Annotated in this window: 23 protein-coding genes; 22 read left to right on the forward strand and 1 reads right to left on the reverse strand. The window is 69.0% G+C overall.

Annotation, left to right across the window (positions count from 1 at the left end):
• Positions 1-85: 85 nt before the first annotated feature.
• From fliD to AC4D2R_RS00235, 3 genes are read left to right on the forward strand one after another with little or no spacing between them, the layout of a single operon-like run.
• Positions 86-1,414 (forward strand): flagellar filament capping protein FliD, encoded by a 1,329-nt coding sequence (fliD, locus tag AC4D2R_RS00225; RefSeq protein WP_490936414.1) that lies wholly within the window; start codon positions 86-88, stop codon positions 1,412-1,414.
• 2 nt (positions 1,415-1,416) lie between these two features.
• Entirely contained in the window at positions 1,417-1,839 is a 423-nt protein-coding gene (gene fliS / locus AC4D2R_RS00230) for a flagellar export chaperone FliS (RefSeq protein WP_490936416.1), read from the forward strand.
• Positions 1,829-2,149 (forward strand): hypothetical protein, encoded by a 321-nt coding sequence (locus AC4D2R_RS00235; protein WP_490936418.1) that lies wholly within the window; start codon positions 1,829-1,831, stop codon positions 2,147-2,149. The genes fliS and AC4D2R_RS00235 overlap by 11 nt, the downstream gene beginning before the upstream one ends.
• A 91-nt stretch (positions 2,150-2,240) precedes the next feature.
• On the opposite strand, the gene AC4D2R_RS00240 is transcribed toward AC4D2R_RS00235, so the two are convergent.
• Positions 2,241-2,549 (reverse strand): MmcQ/YjbR family DNA-binding protein, encoded by a 309-nt coding sequence (locus AC4D2R_RS00240; RefSeq protein ID WP_490936420.1) that lies wholly within the window; start codon positions 2,547-2,549, stop codon positions 2,241-2,243.
• Between the two features lie 204 nt (positions 2,550-2,753).
• Here AC4D2R_RS00240 and AC4D2R_RS00245 point away from each other — a divergent pair, with 204 nt between their 5' ends.
• The 19 genes from AC4D2R_RS00245 (at position 2,754) to fliP (ending at position 17,679) form a co-directional block, all read left to right on the forward strand.
• Entirely contained in the window at positions 2,754-3,095 is a 342-nt protein-coding gene (locus AC4D2R_RS00245; RefSeq protein ID WP_490936422.1) for a flagellar basal body rod protein FlgB, read from the forward strand.
• Positions 3,095-3,487, forward strand: coding sequence for a flagellar basal body rod protein FlgC (locus AC4D2R_RS00250; protein WP_490936424.1), 393 nt, complete (start codon positions 3,095-3,097; stop codon positions 3,485-3,487). Before AC4D2R_RS00245 ends, AC4D2R_RS00250 begins: the two co-directional genes overlap by 1 nt.
• Entirely contained in the window at positions 3,487-3,792 is a 306-nt protein-coding gene (gene fliE, locus AC4D2R_RS00255; RefSeq protein WP_490901410.1) for a flagellar hook-basal body complex protein FliE, read from the forward strand. Before AC4D2R_RS00250 ends, fliE begins: the two co-directional genes overlap by 1 nt.
• Complete coding sequence (gene fliF, locus AC4D2R_RS00260; RefSeq protein WP_490936426.1) at positions 3,792-5,399, forward strand: flagellar basal-body MS-ring/collar protein FliF; 1,608 nt, start codon at positions 3,792-3,794, stop codon at positions 5,397-5,399. Before fliE ends, fliF begins: the two co-directional genes overlap by 1 nt.
• Positions 5,396-6,415, forward strand: a complete 1,020-nt coding sequence (gene fliG / locus AC4D2R_RS00265) for a flagellar motor switch protein FliG (protein WP_490901407.1) — start codon at positions 5,396-5,398, stop codon at positions 6,413-6,415. Before fliF ends, fliG begins: the two co-directional genes overlap by 4 nt.
• Complete coding sequence (locus AC4D2R_RS00270; protein ID WP_490936429.1) at positions 6,405-7,031, forward strand: FliH/SctL family protein; 627 nt, start codon at positions 6,405-6,407, stop codon at positions 7,029-7,031. Before fliG ends, AC4D2R_RS00270 begins: the two co-directional genes overlap by 11 nt.
• A complete protein-coding gene (locus AC4D2R_RS00275; protein ID WP_490936431.1) occupies positions 7,028-8,359 on the forward strand; it encodes a FliI/YscN family ATPase in 1,332 nt (443 codons plus the stop codon). The genes AC4D2R_RS00270 and AC4D2R_RS00275 overlap by 4 nt, the downstream gene beginning before the upstream one ends.
• Positions 8,356-8,790, forward strand: coding sequence for a flagellar FliJ family protein (locus tag AC4D2R_RS00280; RefSeq protein ID WP_490936433.1), 435 nt, complete (start codon positions 8,356-8,358; stop codon positions 8,788-8,790). The genes AC4D2R_RS00275 and AC4D2R_RS00280 overlap by 4 nt, the downstream gene beginning before the upstream one ends.
• A 2-nt stretch (positions 8,791-8,792) precedes the next feature.
• Positions 8,793-9,479, forward strand: a complete 687-nt coding sequence (locus tag AC4D2R_RS00285) for a C40 family peptidase (protein WP_490936435.1) — start codon at positions 8,793-8,795, stop codon at positions 9,477-9,479.
• On the forward strand, positions 9,476-10,969 hold the full coding sequence (locus AC4D2R_RS00290) for a flagellar hook-length control protein FliK (protein ID WP_490936438.1): 1,494 nt from the start codon (positions 9,476-9,478) through the stop codon (positions 10,967-10,969). Before AC4D2R_RS00285 ends, AC4D2R_RS00290 begins: the two co-directional genes overlap by 4 nt.
• Before the next feature lie 14 nt (positions 10,970-10,983).
• Positions 10,984-11,400: a flagellar hook assembly protein FlgD gene (locus AC4D2R_RS00295; protein ID WP_490901396.1), complete on the forward strand. Its 417-nt coding sequence runs from the start codon at positions 10,984-10,986 to the stop codon at positions 11,398-11,400.
• 42 nt (positions 11,401-11,442) lie between these two features.
• Positions 11,443-12,615, forward strand: a complete 1,173-nt coding sequence (locus tag AC4D2R_RS00300) for a flagellar hook protein FlgE (RefSeq protein ID WP_490936440.1) — start codon at positions 11,443-11,445, stop codon at positions 12,613-12,615.
• A 104-nt stretch (positions 12,616-12,719) separates the two neighbouring features.
• A complete protein-coding gene (locus tag AC4D2R_RS00305) occupies positions 12,720-13,013 on the forward strand; it encodes a flagellar FlbD family protein (protein ID WP_490901393.1) in 294 nt (97 codons plus the stop codon).
• Between the two features lie 4 nt (positions 13,014-13,017).
• Positions 13,018-13,818, forward strand: a complete 801-nt coding sequence (locus tag AC4D2R_RS00310) for a motility protein A (RefSeq protein ID WP_490901391.1) — start codon at positions 13,018-13,020, stop codon at positions 13,816-13,818.
• Positions 13,815-14,621 (forward strand): OmpA/MotB family protein, encoded by an 807-nt coding sequence (locus tag AC4D2R_RS00315; RefSeq protein WP_490901389.1) that lies wholly within the window; start codon positions 13,815-13,817, stop codon positions 14,619-14,621. The genes AC4D2R_RS00310 and AC4D2R_RS00315 overlap by 4 nt, the downstream gene beginning before the upstream one ends.
• 85 nt (positions 14,622-14,706) lie before the next feature.
• Entirely contained in the window at positions 14,707-15,612 is a 906-nt protein-coding gene (locus AC4D2R_RS00320; RefSeq protein WP_490936442.1) for a flagellar motor switch protein FliM, read from the forward strand.
• Positions 15,609-16,316: a flagellar motor switch protein FliN gene (gene fliN, locus AC4D2R_RS00325; RefSeq protein WP_490936444.1), complete on the forward strand. Its 708-nt coding sequence runs from the start codon at positions 15,609-15,611 to the stop codon at positions 16,314-16,316. Before AC4D2R_RS00320 ends, fliN begins: the two co-directional genes overlap by 4 nt.
• A gap of 2 nt (positions 16,317-16,318) precedes the next feature.
• On the forward strand, positions 16,319-16,723 hold the full coding sequence (gene fliO / locus AC4D2R_RS00330; protein WP_490936446.1) for a flagellar biosynthetic protein FliO: 405 nt from the start codon (positions 16,319-16,321) through the stop codon (positions 16,721-16,723).
• 218 nt (positions 16,724-16,941) lie between these two features.
• A complete protein-coding gene (fliP, locus tag AC4D2R_RS00335) occupies positions 16,942-17,679 on the forward strand; it encodes a flagellar type III secretion system pore protein FliP (protein WP_490937338.1) in 738 nt (245 codons plus the stop codon).

The following is a 17,679-nucleotide window of genomic DNA, read 5'->3' on the forward strand; positions in this document are numbered from 1 at the left end:
CGGGGCATCCCAGCCCGCCTGTGCCGCCGCCGGCGGTTCCCGTTTCACCCAATCCCTAAGATCGACGCTTCGGAGGAAAACACTCGTGGGACTTTCACTGGACGGACTGGCCAGCGGCCTGGATACGACGGCCCTCATCAAGGCCATGATGGACATCGAACGCATTCCGCAGAACATCCTCTACAACAAGTCGGTGCGCACCCAGGCCACCGTCGACGCACTGAAGGCCTTGAACACCAGGGTCGCGGACCTCTCCGCACTATCCGGGGCCGCCGCGAAACCGGGCGCCCTTGCCCTGTTCGCCGCCACCTCGTCCTCGACCGCGGCAACGGCCACCGCCGGAACCGGCGCCGCCGCCGGCTCCGTGGACTTCACGATCGATCGGCTCGCCCAGAAACAGAGCTCGGTCTCGGCGCCGGTCACCCAGTGGCCCGACACCTCCCTGACCATCACCGGCGCCAACGGCACAGCAGTCACCGTCACCGCCGCGTCAACGAGCCTCGACGACGTCGTCAAGGCGGTCAACGCCTCAACGGCCAACGTCAGCGCCGTCAAGGTCTCCACCGGCGACGGCAACTACCGGCTCCAGCTCACGTCGAAGACCACGGGCACGGCCGGAGCCTTCACGCTCTCGGGAACCGCCGGGACCTTCACCCAGATCCAGTCCGCCCAGGATGCGCAGATCACCCTGTGGAAAGGAACCGCCGCGGAACAGTCGATCACCTCGGGCACCAACACGTTCGCGGACCTCCAGACCGGGCTCTCGGTGACCGTTGCGGCGGTCTCGGCCACCCCCGTCACGATCAGCGTGGCCCAGGACGCCGACGGGATAGCGGCCAAGGCGGAGGCCCTGGTCAAGGGCCTCAACGATGTGCTCGCCTACATCACCAGCAAGCAGAAGACATCGACCACGCCCGACGCGAACGGCAAACCCATCACCACCCTCGGGGTCTTCACCACCGACAGCGCGGTCCGGAGCATCGGACAGAGCCTGCTCACCGCGGCCTCGGCCCCCATCGCCGGCATCTCTCCGTCGGAGTACGGAATCAGCATCACCAAGAACGGCACCATGGAGTTCGACGCGGCCAAGTTCAAGGCGGCCCTGGCGAAGGACCCCGCAGCCGTTGACGCTGCGGTGAAGACCATCGGTGCGCGTCTCGAAGCGGCGGGGAAACCGGCGTCGGACAAGTACGGCGGGCTTATCGCTTCGAAGATCAGCAGCGGTGAAGGGCAGGTCCGGGATCTCAACGACCAGGTGGCGAACTGGGACATCCGGCTCGCCTCGCGCGAGGCGCGGCTGAAGAGCACGTACGCGGCACTCGAAGTGGCGATGCAGGCGATGGACGCCCAGTCCAGCTGGCTCAACGCCCAGCTCGCCTCACTGCCGACCCAGGGAAGTGACGGAAAGAAATGATGATGAACACCTCGACCGACCAGCGCCGGAAGTACCTGCGGGAGTCGGTCCTCTCCGCGACACCCGCGCGGCTGCTCACCATGCTCTATGACCGGCTCCTGCTCGACCTCGCCCGGGCCGAACAGGCGCAGGCGGCGGAAAACTGGCAGGGTGCCTCGGCGCAGCTGATCCACGCGCAGGAAATCATCGCCGAGCTTGCCTCGTCGCTGAAGAAGGACGCATGGGACGGCGCCGAGAACCTGTTCGGGCTCTACACGTACGTCTCGAACGCGCTCATGTCAGCGAACATCTACCGCGACATCAACGCCACCCGTGAATGCATTTCCCTGCTCGAGCCGCTGCGCGAGGCCTGGCACGAGGCCCTTGCATCCCTTCCAGCCCAGGGCGCCGCCGGCCGCGCGGCCGGGAGCCTCGGTGTCGCCTGAGCCGGCCGTTTCGGGGCGTGCAGCGTGGATGATGGCGCTGGCCGCCCTTGAGGACGCAGTGATCGAAGTCGAGCGTGCGCTCGACGACCCAGGCGCCCCGGAACCGGAGCTGCGGCACTGGCATCCACCCGCCGGCCTCGGTCCGGTGCCGGCGGACCTGGCCGGGCACGCCGCCGAGCTCCACCGGGCCCAGCTCCGGGCCGCCGCACGGCTGGTCACGGCCCGGGCCGAGACCGCCCGCCACCTCGAAGCACTCGATGCCGTCCCGCCGGGTGAACCCCGGCCGGGCCTCCTCGACGTCACGCTCTAGCGCCCTCCACAGTCCGCGTCCGCCACCCGCGGGGAGCGGTCCGGCTCGGAAACGGCGGAGGCAGGCCCGCACGATGGCGCCGGGCACCGGATCAGGAGGGCCTGCCTCCCCCGATCCGGTAGGACTCCTCGAGGAGCTCCTCCAGTTCCACGACGTCAACGCGGTCGAGGCGGACCAGGACCAGTTCGGGTGAACGCCGGTGATGCGGCGTGATGTAGTACGTGTCCGGATCGGCCGCGAGCAGCGCATCGCGTTCCTGCGTCTTCACCGTCAGCACGCCGTCGGTCCACTTCCGGGCGATCAGGGTGCGCGCGAACCAGGCCGGCTGGTTCCAGCTCGACCGTTCGGTGACTCCCGGCAGGGAAAGGCACTTGCGCCGCACGTCGTCCTCGTTTGCCACATTTCCAAGGGTGTCAGGGACCGGCGGCGCCGTCCAGCGTCAGGGTTCCGGGCGCCGGTGCGTGGTGCCCGGTCGGAAACCGGATTTTTTCGTGTAGTTTCCTTACCAATCCGCAGCAGACGCCGATAGGTATTGGTGAGCGGTCTTCGCTCCCCCATCCGGGCCGTGATGAGGCCAGCACCCAACGCATCAAGGCAGGCTGCCGTGTTCGAATCCGTTACCTCCCTAGGGCTTGCCAGTGCCCTTGATTCCCTCGCCCTGCGCCAGAAGGCGATCGCGAGCAACATCGCCAACGTGAACACGCCCGGCTACACCTCCAAGCGCGTGCTCTTCGAGGATGCGCTGGCGCGCTCCGTGCAGGCAGGCGACGGGGTTGCCGCGCCCGTTGTGGAGCGGTCCCTGGAGCCGACGAAGCTCAACGGCAACAACGTGAACCTCGACACCGAAACCCTCTCCAACATCGACACCGTGCTGCGCTACCAGTTCGCGGCCCGCGCCGTCGAAGGCACCTTCAACGGTGTCCGGACAGCACTGAGGACCCACTGATGACATTCGACGCGATCGGTATTGCCGGCAGCTCGCTGACCGTTCACCGGAAGTGGCTTGACGCCGTCTCCGACAACCTCGCCAACATCAACACGGCAACCAGCACCGACGGCGCCGCCTTCCAGGCGCGGTACGTCGTTGCCCAGGAGGGTTCCGGCGTCGGCGGTGTCTTCGTTCGGGGCGCCGAATGGGGCGACGCCGAAGGGCGCATGGTCCACGAACCGAACCACCCCCTGGCCGACGAAGAAGGGTATGTCAGGTACCCCGACATCGACATGTCCGAGCAGATGTCGATGCTGATCATGGCGCAGCGCGGCTACGAGGCGAACGCCGCCGTCGTCGACCGGGCCAAGACAACCTACGAAGCCGCATTGCAGATTGGAAAGTCCTAATGCCCGTCGCTCCCCTTAGCCCCGTCCAGGGCACCCTCGCCACCTCCTACCTCCCAGCATCGGCCGGGGTCCGGGAGACCGACGGTTCCTCGTTCGCGACGGTCCTCACCGCCGCCGTCGACAACGTCCAGGCCCTCTCCGGCGCCTCCGACGCGCTTTCCCTCAAGGCGGCCACCGGCAACCTCGACGACATCCACGACGCGACGATCGCCTCGACGCGGGCCGCTGTCTCCCTCGAGGTGGTTGCCACGGTGCGCAACAAGGGCATTGACGCGTTCAACGAGATCATGAGGATGCAGGCCTGATGGCCACACGGATCCCGGTCAAGCTCTCGCGGCTCACCGGCGCCGTCGGCGCCTTCAGCCCCGCGCAGAAGACCCTCGCGCTCATCGGGGTCGCCGTCCTCGTGCTCGGTTCGGTGCTGCTCACCTCCTGGCTGTCCAAGCCCGCCTACACTCCCCTGTTCTCCGGCCTCCAGCCCGAAGATGCGAGCACCATCGTCGAGCAGCTGCGCACCGACGGCGTTCCCTACGAACTGACCGGCGGAGGGTCGACGATCCTCGTCCCCGAAGCGAACGTCTACGACCAGCGGCTCAAGGCGGCCTCCGCCGGGCTTCCCTCCGAGTCCTCCGGCGGCTACACGCTCCTTGACGAGATGGGTGTGACCTCCTCGGAATTCCAGCAGTCGGTGACCTACAAGCGCGCCCTCGAGGGGGAGCTGGCCAAGACCATCCAGTCGATGGACGGGGTCAAGACGGCCTCGGTGCAGCTGGCGATCCCCGAAGCGACGGTGTTCAGCAAGGAGAAGGCCGACCCCACCGCGTCGGTCTTCGTTGAGACCAAGAACACCGCCGAACTCGGCGACGACCAGGTGCAGGCAATCGTCCACCTCACCTCGGCCTCCCTTGAGGGAATGAAGGCCGAGAACGTCGCGGTCATCGACTCGAAGGGCACCGTCCTTTCGGCCGTGGGAGTCGGCGCCACCGGATCCGCCGACAAGCAGGCCTCGAAATACGAACAGCGCGTCGCCGGCGCCGTGCAGAAAATGCTCGACCGCGTTGTGGGGCCGGGCAACGCCACGGTCGCCGTCGCCGCGGACATGAACTACGAATCCGGCGAACGCCTCGAGGAGACCTTCACCAGCCCCGAGGACGCCCCTGCCCTGAACGAGGCGACAACCACCGAGACCTACACCGGTTCGGGCGGAGGCGCGGCCGGAGTGCTGGGCCCGGACAATATCGCAGTGCCCGACGGCGGCAACGGTGACGGAACCTTCGACTCCGAGTCGACAACCCGCAACAACGCGCTCAACAAGGTCACCGAGACGACGGCGATTCCGGCCGGCGCCCTTACCCGCCAGACGGTGTCGGTTGCCCTTGACGCCGAAGCGGCCCGCGGCCTCGACCTGCCCGCCCTCACGGGGCTCGTGAACACGGCTGCAGGCATCAACGCCGACCGCGGGGATGCGGTGGCGGTTGAGGTCCTTCCCTTCAACAACGCCGGTGCGGAGGAAGCCGCTGCGGCGATCGCCGCGGCGCAGGAGGCAGCGGCGGAGGAACGCAGGGCCGAACTGCTGCGCACCGGTGCGATCGTCACCGGCGCCGTGCTGGTGGTCCTCGCCCTGGCCGTGATCTTCGCCGTGCGCAACCGCCGCCAGAGCCGCGAACTGATCGACCTCGGCGAGACCGAACTGCCGGCACCGTACGAGCTCGACCTCCCGCCGGTCACCCCGATCGACCCCTCGCCGTCGACGTCGGCGATCAACCTTGAGCTTCCCTCCGCCCCGGCCCCGGCGCCGGCGGCGCTGGCGGCCGAACTCGCCCGCACCGAGATCGAGTCCCTCGCGGGCCGGGATCCCAAGAAGACCGCCGACCACCTGCGTGACCTCATGGATGAAAAGGTGCCGGTGTGAGCGACACCGAGACCGCGCTGACGGGGGTGCAGAAGGCGGCGGTGATCCTGATGCAGATGTCGCAGGAGCGCGCCGTGCAGGTGATGCAGCACTTCACCGAATCCGAGGCCGAGGACGTCGCCTCGGAGATCGTGAAGCTGCGCTCGGTGCACCCCGACACCGCCGAGCGGATCCTGCTGGACTTCCACGAAGCCACGGTGCAGGGCAAACGCCCGGCGCGCGGCGGACGCGATCTTGCCGCAGGGCTGCTCCAGGCCTCGTTCGGGCACGAGAAGGCCGCGGGCCTCATGACGCGCATGGCTTCGACGATGGCCGGGAAGTCCTTCGAGTTCCTCGCCAACGCCGAGGCCGGGCAGCTGCTGGGAATCCTCGACGGCGAACTGCCCCAGACCATCGCCCTCGTCCTCGCCCACCTGCGCCCGGAGATCGCATCGGCGGTCATGGCGGGGCTGAACGAGACCCAGCGCGCCGACGTCGCCCAGTGCCTGGCCACCATGGGCGCGGCCTCGCCGGAGGCCCTCACCATCGTGGCCGACGTCCTCAAGCTCCGCGCCGGCGCGATCATCGCCCCGCGGCGGACCTTCGAGGCGGTCGGTGGCATCCAGCCCCTCGTTGACATCATCAACCGCTCCGACATCGCAATCGAGAAGTCCCTGCTCCAGGAGCTCGAGGAACGCGACCCCGAACTGGCCGAAGAGGTGCGTTCGAGGATGCTCACGTTCGCTGACATCGTGAAGCTGGAGCGGCGCGACATCCAGGCCATCCTGCGCGGGGTCGACCCGGCCCTCCTGGCCTTGGCCATGCGCGGCGCGCCCGCCGCGGTGATCGACACCATCCAGAAGAACGTCTCCGAGCGCAACAAGGAAATGCTGCAGGCGGAGATGAGCGGCACCGGCCCGGTACGCAGTTCCCAGGTCGAGGAGGCCCGCGCCGACATCGTGCGCGCCATCCGCGCCCTCGAGGCGGAAGGTTCGATCACCGTGCGCCGCGGAGAGGATGACGACCTTGTCTACTGACCGGGCGCTGTCCCCCAATGAGGCGTTCGCGCCGTTTCTCTACCCGTCGTTCCCTGATCCGGAACGCGAACGGCTTGAGGAGGAAAGCCGCGTTCGCGGGCACGCCGCCGGCTACGCCGCGGGGCTGCGGGACGCCGCCCGGCAGGCAGCCGCCGAGCAGGCGGCGCGGGCCGAGCAACATTCCGCCGAAGCCCGTGCGGCAGCCGCCCGGACCGACCACGCCGCGAAGATCCTCAACACGGCGGCCGTCGCCCTCACCCGCTGCGCCGTGCCCGTTCTCGAGTCGGTCGAGGATGCCCTCGCCGCCGCCTCACTCGAACTGGCCGAGGCGGTGCTCGGATACGAGCTGGCCGACACCGCGAATTCGGCGCGCTCGGTTGTGGCCCGCGCCCTTGACGGCGCACTGCCGCACGCCGTGCACACTGTGCGCCTCAACCCCGAGGACCTTGCCGTGCTCAGCGGCTCCGACGCGGCCCGCGCCGACGTGCGCTTCGTCTCCGACCCAGCCCTCGCGCCGGGCGACGCGGTTGCCGAATACGCCCACGGCTTCCTCGACGCCCGCATCTCCACAGCCCTCGCACGGGTCCGTTCCGCGCTCCTCGGATCAGCATCATGAGCACCACCTGGCGTCCCCGCAGCGACCGGTTTACGGCCGCCTGCCGGGCCGGAGCCCCCCAGCAGGTCGGAACCGTCTCCGCCGTCGTCGGCCTGGGCCTTGAGGTGTCGGGCCTTTCCTGCGCGGTCGGCGACCTCGTGACGGTCGGGGAGAAATCGGGGAAGGTGCTCGCTGAGGTCGTCGCGGCCGAAGGACCGCGCCTGCGCTGCATGCCGCTGGGCCCCTCGAGCGGCCTCGCCGTCGGCCTGCCCGCGCGGGCGTTTGAGAGTTCGATGCTCGTCCCCACCGGTTTCGGGCTCTTTGGCAGGGTGCTCGACGGGCTGGGACGCCCCCTCGACGGCAAGGGCCCCCTCGACGCCGACGGATACGTCACCCTCGACAGGGAATCTCCGAACGCGATGGACCGGGCGCGCATCAGCGAAACCCTCACCACCGGAGTGCGTGCCGTCGACACGCTTGCCACAGTCGGACGGGGCCAGCGCATGGGACTCTTCGCGGGATCCGGCGTGGGCAAGTCCTCCTTGCTCTCAATGATCGCCCGCGGCACGGACGCCGAAGTCTCGGTGATCGCCCTCGTCGGCGAGCGCGGACGCGAAGTACGCGAATTCCTCGAGGACGACCTCGGCCCGGAGGGGCTGGCGCGTTCCGTCGTCGTGATCGCCACCTCCGACGAACCGGCCCTGATGCGCCTGCGCGCCGCCTTCACCGCGACCCGCATCGCGGAATCCTTCCGCGACCGGGGGGCCGACGTCGTGCTCATGATGGACTCACTGACCCGCGTGGCAATGGCCCAGCGCGAGATCGGGCTTTCCGTCGGGGAGCCTCCCGCCACCCGCGGGTACCCGCCCTCGACATTCTCGCTCCTGTCCCGCCTGCTCGAACGCGCAGGAACCGACGCCGCCGGTTCGGTGACCGGCCTGTACACGGTCCTGGTTGACGGCGACGACCACAACGAGCCGATCGCCGACGCCGCCCGCTCCATCCTCGACGGGCACATCGTGCTCGACCGCCGGCTCGCCGTGGCCGGGCACTTCCCCTCGATCGATGTGCTGGGGTCGATCTCCCGCGTCGCCTCAAAGGTGAATCCGCCCGAGTACACCGCGCTCGCACAGAGCCTGCGCAGCGTGCTCGCGGCCCGCCGGCAGGCCCAGGACCTCATCGACGTCGGCGCGTACAAGAGCGGTGGAAATCCCCTCGTCGATGCGGCGCTCGCCAACGAGGGTGCGATCAACGGCTTCCTCCGCCAGAGCATGCAGGACCAGACGACGGCCGCCGATTCATGGAACCGCCTTGCCTCCCTTGCCCAATCCCTCGGAAGGACATCATGACCGCCCACTTCCGGCTCGCCGGGCTGCTGCGCCTGCGCCGCCTTGAACAGGACCGGGCCGCCGGCGACCTTGCCGCGGCGAACAACCGCGTGGCCGACGTCGCGGACCGCCAGCGCGGGCTGCGCTCGGCCCTCGACGAGGCAGCGTGCGAAGCCGTCGATCCGGCAACCCTTGCGGCGATCGCGGCCTCGCGCGCCGCTTCGCACAGCATGCTCGCCGACCTGGCGCGGCTCGACGCCAACCGCCGCGAGGAGGCGGCCCTGGCGCAGGAGGTCTTCTCCGCGGCGCGCGCGGCCTCGATCGGCCTGGAGAAGCTCGAAGACAAGCACGCGGTGCGCCAGTCGCTGGAGGAGAGCCGCAGCGAACAGCTGGTGCTCGATGAGCTCACCTCGGGCACCCTCCGCCGCGCCGTGGACGGGGCGTCCCGATGAGCATGGCCGCCACTCTTGACCGGATCCAGCAGATCCAGGGAACCCTCTCGGCGCTGAGCCCGGTCGCGCCGCTTTCGGCCGCACCGTCGCGGGGTGCCGCACCCGCACCGGGGGCGGGAGCTCCTGCCACCGTCCAGTCGGCCCAGAACGCTTCGGCTTTCGCCCAGGCCCTCACCGCGGCCGGCGTTCCTGCGGACGCGGCGCAAAGTGCGGCGGCTGCGCTTGGCTCGGTGCCCGCGCCGAGCGGGGTGCAGGGCGTTCCGGCCGCGTCCCCGGACCCGGGGGGCTCGGGGGTTGAGGCGGCGGCCCGGAAATACGTTGGGCTCCCGTACATCTGGGGAGGCAACGACCCCTCCGCCGGGCTCGACTGCTCAAGCTTCGTCCAGCACGTCTACCGCGACCTCGGCTACGAGTTGCCGCGCACCACCTGGGACCAGGTGAACTCCGGCACCCCTGTGGGCTCCCTCGCCGAGGCTCGGCCCGGCGACCTGCTGTTCACGTTCAACACCGGCCACGTGTCCATCTACCTCGGCAACGGCAAGGTAGTCGACGCACCGCAGCCCGGATCGACGATCCAGATCCGCGACGCATGGGAGAACGACTCGAACATTGATGCCATCCGGCGGATCCTTCCCGCCGGATCCGCCGCCGCCGGGCCGGGGACTGCCCTGATCGGAGCGGGAAGATGAGCATTGCGCTGACTTCCGCCGGCCGCCCCCCGGTGCAGGCCGCCCGCGGCGGATCCGGTCCGTCAACGGCGCCCGGCTCGTTTGGTGCGGCCCTCCACGAGGCAGTGTCGGCCCGCTCCGCGCCCCGGCACACTGAGAAAGCCGAAGCAGGCGCCCGGGCCGCCGACGCCGAACCTGCGGCAGGGGCGGAAGCGGCATTTCCCGTGACGGCTGCGGCCGTCCCCCCGGGGGTTCCGGGGCCTTTCGGCGGGCAGCCCGCGGCGCCCGTCCCGCCCACCGAACCGCCGTCCTCCGGTGCGTCGGCCGCGCCGGAGGACGATTCCCAACCCCGCGGGCCGCAGTCCGCGCTTCCGCCCGCCGCCGAAGTCCCGGCCTCCGATGTGCCCGCAGCCGCGGCCGGTGAAGCACCGCGCACGGCAACCGGCACCTTCCCCGCCACGGGGATGCCCGCCGGTGCGGCATCGGGACATGGGACACGAGGAAGCGGGACACCGGGTGCACAGGGCCCGGAAACAGCGAACCCCGAATCTTCAACCACAGGAATACAGGAATCGGGAGCACCGGGCGTCCGGGGCGCCGAATCGCAGGCAGCAGGCGTTCCGGCCGCTGGACCGCGTGCCGCTGGGACGCCCGCCACGGGAGCCCACCCGGCAGCCGGGACGGCACCCGGAGCCCACTCGACCGGAATCAACGCGTCCGGACTCCACGCCCCCGGCCCGGCGGTGCCCGGCCCGGCGGTGCCCGGCAGCGCGGGTTCGGAAGTGCAGCCCGTCCTCCCCGGTCCGGTGACGGCGGCGACCGGTGCCCAGCAGGCGTTCCAGCCCGGCACCCACCCGTTGGCCCACCCGGGCGCTTCGGCACCGCCGCTTCCGGACGGCGGAAACGCTGCGCCCCAGGGCCAGCCCGGGCCGGCACCCCTTGAATCGGCGGGCACCGCGTCGCCCGGCGGGCCCGTCCTGCCCGCCGCGTCCCCGTTCCCACCGGCCATTCACCAGCCCGGCACCCCGGTGAGCCCTGCCGCAGGTACGTCAGCGGCAGCGGCGGCCCCGGCCGAGGTCCCCCTGCCCGCGCAGCTCGCCAAGCCCGTCTTCACCCTGGCGCAGGCCGGTGCCGGAGAGCACGTGATGGTCCTGAAGGTCACTCCGGAGGAACTGGGACCGGTGACCGTGCGGGCCTGGATCGGCGCCGACAGCAGCGTGCGCGTTGAACTGTTCGCCGCCAGCGACGCCGGCAAGGAGGCGCTGCGGACCGTCATGGGCGAGCTTAAACGCGATCTCGCCGGTTCCGGGCTCAACGCGAGCCTTGAACTCGGCTCCCGGGACGCCCCCGGCGACCCGGCCTCGGAGGGCTTCCGGCGCAACCCGGGCGGCCCCGCCCCTGACCGGCGCCAGGGCGCCGATCCGGCCCCGCCGGATGAACCCGACGACCGCGGCCGCCTCCGGCCCGACAGCCTGTCCAATCACCTGCCCTCACTCGACGTGATGGCCTGACGGAAGGAAGACCCGTGCCAGTGTCAGGAATTGCCCCGCCCTCGGGTACCAGCAGTGTCTATGCGGGCCAGCCGGCCCGCGCCCCGAAGCAGGAGATGGACAGCGAAGTCTTCATGTCGCTGCTTGTGGCCCAGCTGCAGCACCAGGACCCCGGGTCCCCGATGGACACGAACGCCATGATCGGCCAGACCACCCAGCTGGCCATGATGGAAAAACTCACCCAGCTCTCCGTGCAGGGGGAGGAATCGTTCGGACTGCAGATGCGCGCCGCCGCGGCGGCCCTCCTCGGCAAGCAGGTCAGCTACACCAAGGCCGACGGCACCGTCGTCACCGGGACCGCATCGAGCGTCTCCTTCCAGGACGCCGTGCCCCAGGTGAAGGTCGGAGACACCCTTATCTCCCTCGACAAGCTTTCGGGCATCGGCTCCTAGTTTCCCGCCTCTCCAACCACTCCCCGTTCGAAAGGACGCATCATGCTCCGCTCCCTCTTTTCCGGCATTTCCGGCATGCGCTCGCACCAGACGATGCTCGATGTCACAGGCAACAACATTGCGAACGTGAACACCAACGGCTTCAAGTCCTCCTCCGTCCAGTTCCAGGACACCCTCTCGCAGCTCCAGCAGGCCGCGGGCGGCGGCCAGGGCGGCCGCGGAGGAACGAACCCCGCCCAGGTCGGCCTCGGCACCCAGGTTGCGGGCATCTCAACGAACTTCGCCCAAGGGTCCTCCCAGGCCACAGGCAAGGCAACGGACCTGATGATCTCCGGTGACGGATTCTTCGTCCTCAACTCCGGCGGACAGCAGGTGTACAGCCGGGCCGGTGGGTTCGACTTCGACTTCGACGCCCAGCGCCGCCTGGTCTCCCCCGACGGCTCCTTCCTCCAGGGGTGGCCGGCCGTAAACGGGCAGATCCAGAAGGGCGGGGCCATCGGGAACCTCACCCTCGACCAGGCGGCCTCCCCCGCCGCCGCCACCAACAGCGCAACCGTGAACGGCAACCTGCCCGCCGAGACGGCCGTGGGTGCGGCGCTGGTGCGCGACATCAAGGTCTTCGACGGCGCCGGAAACGCCCGGACCCTCTCAATGACCTTCACCCGCACCGCCGGGGGCTGGGACGTGACCGGCACCGACGGGGCCGGGACCGGCTCAACGAGCCTGACCTTCGCGAACGGCGTGCTCACCGGCGGCGGGGCAATGAACGTCGGCGGCATCGGCGTCGACCTCTCGGCGGTCACCGGGTACGCCGGCCTGAACACGGTCAAGGTCGCCTCGCAGGACGGCCGTGCTGCGGGGACGCTCGAATCCTTCGCGCTCGGCAAGGACGGAACGATCACGGGCTCCTTCAGCAACGGCACCAAGGTTGCGATCGGCCAGATCGCCCTTGCGACATTCATCAACCCCGGAGGGCTGGAGAAGGCCGGCGGGTCCACCTACAGGGCGACGGCGAACTCCGGCGTCGCCGCACTGGGCACCGCAGGCTCGGCCGGTTACGGCGCCATCGCCAGCGGCTACCTGGAAATGTCGAACGTCGACCTTTCCCAGGAATTCACGAACCTCATCGTCGCCCAGCGCGGCTTCCAGTCAAACGCCCGCGTCATCACCACCTCCGACGAAGTGCTCCAGGAACTCACGAACCTCAAGCGCTAGCGGACAGCAGCCCAAGTGCCTAACGGAACCCGCGGGGCTGCCGACTGTTATAGACGAGTTGCCCGTCAACAACAGTCGGCAGCCCCGCCAGTGGAAGAGAACAAATGATTGTCTTGACGCGGCTGAACGGCAAGGACCAGTTCGGCATCAATCCCGACCTCATCGAACGGATCCATGCCAGCCCCGACACCACCCTTGTCCTGGTGTGCGGGACACGGCACATCGTTGCCGAAACCCTTGATGAGGTCATCGAGACGATCATTGAGTTCCGCGCGAGGGTGCTGCGCACCGCCCGCGACCTTCCCGCCGCCGAAGTTGCCGCCCCGCTCTCCCACCTCAGCGTTGTCCCCCCGAACGATGTAGTGCCGGCCGACCCCGGTCACCGCTCCAGAAAGTAACCCCATGGATCCTGCAACACTGATCGGCCTCCTGCTCGCGTTCGGCTCGCTCTACGCCATGATCGCCATGGAAGGGGCCCACGTCAGCTCCCTGCTGCTGCCGGCCCCGATGATCCTCGTCCTTGGGGCGACAATCGCGATCGGCATCGCCAGTTCGACGGTCAAGGACGTCATCCAGGCGGTGAAGTCCCTGCCCAAGGCGTTCCGGGGGAAAACCGGCTCGCCGCAGGACAGCGTGGACCAGATCATCCGCTTCGCGGAAAAGGCCCGCGCCGACGGGCTGCTCGCCCTCGAAGCCGAAGCCGCCGAGACCGATGATCCGTTCATGAAGAACGGGCTGCAGAACATCGCCGACGGCACCGACGGGGAGGACCTGCGGATCCTCCTCGAAGACGAGATCGGCACCCGCAGGAAGGCCAACCACGCCGTCTCGAAGTTCTTCAACAGCCTCGGCGGATACGCCCCGACCGTCGGGATTGTGGGCACCGTCGTCTCACTCACCCACGTCCTCGAGAACCTTTCCAACCCCGACGAGCTCGGGCACATGATCGCTGCCGCCTTCGTCGCCACCCTGTGGGGGCTGCTCTCGGCGAACTTCATCTGGCTGCCGATCGGTGCGCGCCTCGCCCGGCTCTCCGAGCTCGAACTCGAGCAGATGAACCTCCAGATGGAGGGACTGCTCGCCGTCCAGGAGGGCGCACAGCCCATCCTCCTCGGCGAGCGGTTGACGGCAATGATCCCGCCCCACAAGCGCGGCGGAGGGAAGCCGAAGGACCCGGTAAGCGACCTCGAGGCGGCGGCGTGAGCCGCAGGGGCCCGCGCCGGGGCTACCGCGCCTCGCAGCTCGAAGAGTTCCACGCCGACGAACGCTGGGCCGTTTCGTACGCCGACATGGTCACCGTCCTGATGTGCCTGTTCATCGTCCTGTTCGCGATGTCCTCGGTTGACGTACAGAAGTTCGAGAAGCTCAAAAACTCCCTCGCCACAGGCTTCGGCGTCGAGAACGTCGGCAGCATCGACACGGCCGAGGGCGTTGTCGTTCCCCCGGAGCTGGTCGATGAGAAAGGCGAGAACACCACCGACCTGGAGCTCGCCGTGAAGGAGGTCGACGACCTCCGGGCAATCCAGGAGCGAATCCGCACCTCCCTGCGTCAACAGGGGCTCGAAAACACCGTCCGGTTCAGCCTCGACGAGCGCGGCCTGACGATGCGCATGGTCAGCTCGGAAACCTTCTTCAACCCCGACCGCGCGGAGCTCACCTCCGCGGCGCAGCTGGTCCTCGACACCACGGCGCCGGAGCTCCGTGCCACAACCCGCGAGGTCACCGTGGAGGGCCACACCGCCAAACTCCCCGATGACCGCTATGTGCTGGACTGGGAGCTTTCGACGGCGCGCGCCGTCAACGTGGTGCGCCACCTGATCGACACCGGAGGCGTCGACAAGAAGCGGATGCAGGCGAGCGGGTACGGGGAGTCGCGCCCGCTCAACACGGGCACGAGCGAAGCCGAACTGAAACTCAATCGCAGGGTCGACATCATCATCCTCTCCGACCAGCCCGAAAGCGTGAGGGAACTCATTCCCGAAGTCGCCAAGACGCGCGCTCCCTGACCCGCGCCGGACCCGGGCGCCGGGCGGAGCGAATTGTTTGGGCGTTGAGCTAACCTAGCGCCCGCTCCGGCCGATAGTGGAATACGTGACCCCCCGCACCCCAGGAGATTCTCCCCTGCCCGAGCCCGGGCGGACCGTTGAGATCTACGACTTCCGCCGCCCCACCACGCTGGCCCGCGAGCACAGCCGCGCGCTTGAAGTCGCCTTTGAAACCTTCGCCCGGCAGTGGGGAACCCAGCTCACGGCCAAAGTGCGCGTCAAGGCGCAGGTCGCCACCCACCAGGTGCAGATGCAGACCTATGACGAGTACGCGGCGTCCCTGCCTTCAACGACGGCGATGGCGCTGTGCCGGCTCGAGGAAAACGACTCCCAGGCCGTCATCCAGTTCCCGACGTCGTCGGCCCTTGCCTGGATCTCGCGGATGCTCGGCGGCAACGGGAACCAGCCCGTTCCCGACCGGAAATTCACGCAGATCGAGCAGGCACTGGTCAAGCGCATCCTCGAAGACGCCCTCGAGGACCTCCGCTACTCCCTCGGGCCGCTGCTGCCCACCCCGATCAGCTTCAACTCCATCCAGTACAACGCACAGTTCGCGCAGGCTGCGGCACCCTCGGACCTCATGGTTGTTGTTTCGTTCACCATCCGGGTGGGAGACAACTCGGCCGAAGGGACGCTGGCCCTGCCTGCCGAGCTGATCCTGCCGCAGCTCGGCGCAACCAACCCGACAACCTCACCGGAGAGCGCGCCCGAACTGCTGCGCAGGCAGGTCTCACGGGTTCCCGTTGATGTGTCGGTGGGGCTCATGCCGGTCCGGGTGCGGCCCGAGGAGATCCTGAAGCTTGCGGTGGGAGACCTCCTGCCCCTGAACCATCCCGAACAGCGGCCGCTTGAAGTACGCGTGGCCGGCCAGCGCATCGCACGGGCCGGCCTCGGCCGCAACGGCCCGCGCCTTGCCGCCCAGATCATCGAAACCGAGGAGAACTCCGCATGACCACTTCCATCCTCCCGCTCAAGGAACGCGCCGCCGATGCACTGGTCGGGCGGCTCCCCTCGGCGTCGCTGATCACCCCCCGAATCCTCTCGGACCGGACCGCGCTCATCGGCAGGACGGCCAATGCGGTGACCGCCACCTATGTGGGCAGCAGGGCCGCCGACCTGGCCGTCGTGCTCCAGGGCACCGGCTCGCTGGCGGAAGCCGCCGGCACCGACTCGCCGCTGATCTCCTTCAAGGATGTCCTGCGCCCGGCGCTTGAGGGCGCCGCCGCCGTCCTCGGTGAGGGCGTGCTTGGCGAGGCGAGGGTCGAAGAGGCGTCAGCGCTCTTTGAGGACCCCGACACGACGGTCTTCGAGCTGATTTCCGACGACGCCCCGGCCGGCTGGTTCGCCGTGCGGGTGCGGGAGTACGGCACGGTGAACACGACGCCGGTTGCCGGCGAGTCCGTTGCCGGGAAGCTCGGGCGCATCAACAACGTGGAGATGGCGCTCACCGTGGAGATCGGACGCACCCGGATGTCGGTGCGCGACGTGCTGAACCTCGAACCGGGCGGCGTCATCGAACTCGACCGGTCCGCCGGGGCCCCGGCGGACGTGCTGCTCAACGGCCGCCTCATCGCCCACGGGGAGGTCGTGGTCGTTGACCAGGACTTCGCCGTGCGCATCACGAAAATCCTCGACGTGGCAGAGGGCCTCAACTAACCATGGACTCCTTCATCCTCGTTCTGAGGGTGTCGCTCTCCCTCGGTGCCGTTCTTGCGGTGCTGTGGCTGGCGCACAGGTACGCTCGCCGTTCACGCGGGGCGGGAAGCCAGGACAAGCTCCTGACCGTCGTTGCGCGTCAGGGCGTGGGGCAGAAGGCCTCAGTCGTCATCGTCGATTCCGACGGGAAGCGTTTCCTGCTCGGTGTCACGGACCATTCGGTGACCATGCTCCACGCCACCGAGGCACCGGCACCCGCGCCGTCGCAGAGCGCCGAGGCCTTTTCACGGGCCCTGTCGTCGGCAGGCAAGCACCGTTCCGCCCCCGCCCCGGTGGCCGGTTTTCCCCTCTCCCCGGCCGCGCTGAAGCAGGCGCTCAACCCCGGGACGGGCGGGCGCAGGACGTGAGGAGGCCCAAGGCGTACGCCGGGGCGCTCCGCCGGACGGCGGTCCTGCTGAGGGTCATCGCTGCGGCGGTTTTCACGGCCGCCGCACTCGCGCTCGTTGCACCGGCGGCAGGACATGCGGTCCAGCTGCCCCCGCCCGCACCCGTGCAACCGGCACCGGTCCAGCCCGCACCCGTGCAGCCGGCGCCCGTGCAGCCGGCGCCCGTCCAGCCCGCACCCGTGCAACCGGCACCGGTCCAGCCGGTCGAACCCGCGCCGCCCGTGGCTCCCGAGGAGCCCGAGGTTCCGGGTGCCGACGAACCGCTGGTCGAGATCAACGGCCCCAACGGCAGCCCGTCCTCCGCCGTTGTGACCCTGATCGGCATAACGCTCCTGACCGTGGCACCCTCGCTGCTGCTGATGATGAGCTCCTTCACGAAGATCTTCGTTGTCCTCGTCATGACCCGGAACGCGCTCTCCCTCCCCTCGATCCCCCCGAACCAGGTCATCGCCGGGCTGTCCCTCTTCCTGTCCTTCTTCATCATGGCGCCCGTCCTGGGCGAGATAAACAACGACGCCGTCCAGCCCTACCTCGACGGCGGCTCGTCCTTCGAGGAGGCGTACACGGCGGCGGCCGGCCCCATCCAGCAGTGGATGCTGCAGTTCACGCGCGAGGAGGACATCGCGCTGATGACCCGGGCCGCCGGCATGGAGAACCCCGAAACGCCGGCCAACGTGCCCCTGACCACTCTCATCCCGGCCTTCATGATTTCGGAACTGCGGGCGGCGTTCATCATCGGCTTCGTCATCTTCATTCCGTTCCTCGTCATCGACCTCGTCGTCTCGTCAGCGCTGATGTCGATGGGCATGATGATGCTGCCGCCGGTGATCATCTCCCTGCCCTTCAAGATCCTGCTGTTCATCCTGGTGGACGGCTGGGGCCTGATCATCACTGCGCTCGTTCGAAGTTACGGGTAG

This window comes from Arthrobacter sp. TJ-217, from assembly GCF_058269255.1.

Bases quoted from the DNA above. Each gene is read 5' to 3' on its own strand.
- fliS (WP_490936416.1), top strand. From the start codon at position 1,417: ATGAACACCTCGACCGACCAGCGCCGGAAGTACCTGCGGGAGTCGGTC.
- AC4D2R_RS00250 (WP_490936424.1), top strand. From the start codon at position 3,095: ATGACATTCGACGCGATCGGTATTGCCGGCAGCTCGCTGACCGTTCAC.
- fliE (WP_490901410.1), top strand. From the start codon at position 3,487: ATGCCCGTCGCTCCCCTTAGCCCCGTCCAGGGCACCCTCGCCACCTCC.
- fliF (WP_490936426.1), top strand. From the start codon at position 3,792: ATGGCCACACGGATCCCGGTCAAGCTCTCGCGGCTCACCGGCGCCGTC.
- AC4D2R_RS00275 (WP_490936431.1), top strand. From the start codon at position 7,028: ATGAGCACCACCTGGCGTCCCCGCAGCGACCGGTTTACGGCCGCCTGC.
- AC4D2R_RS00280 (WP_490936433.1), top strand. From the start codon at position 8,356: ATGACCGCCCACTTCCGGCTCGCCGGGCTGCTGCGCCTGCGCCGCCTT.
- AC4D2R_RS00285 (WP_490936435.1), top strand. From the start codon at position 8,793: ATGGCCGCCACTCTTGACCGGATCCAGCAGATCCAGGGAACCCTCTCG.
- AC4D2R_RS00290 (WP_490936438.1), top strand. From the start codon at position 9,476: ATGAGCATTGCGCTGACTTCCGCCGGCCGCCCCCCGGTGCAGGCCGCC.
- AC4D2R_RS00300 (WP_490936440.1), top strand. From the start codon at position 11,443: ATGCTCCGCTCCCTCTTTTCCGGCATTTCCGGCATGCGCTCGCACCAG.
- AC4D2R_RS00305 (WP_490901393.1), top strand. From the start codon at position 12,720: ATGATTGTCTTGACGCGGCTGAACGGCAAGGACCAGTTCGGCATCAAT.
- AC4D2R_RS00310 (WP_490901391.1), top strand. From the start codon at position 13,018: ATGGATCCTGCAACACTGATCGGCCTCCTGCTCGCGTTCGGCTCGCTC.
- fliN (WP_490936444.1), top strand. From the start codon at position 15,609: ATGACCACTTCCATCCTCCCGCTCAAGGAACGCGCCGCCGATGCACTG.
- fliO (WP_490936446.1), top strand. From the start codon at position 16,319: ATGGACTCCTTCATCCTCGTTCTGAGGGTGTCGCTCTCCCTCGGTGCC.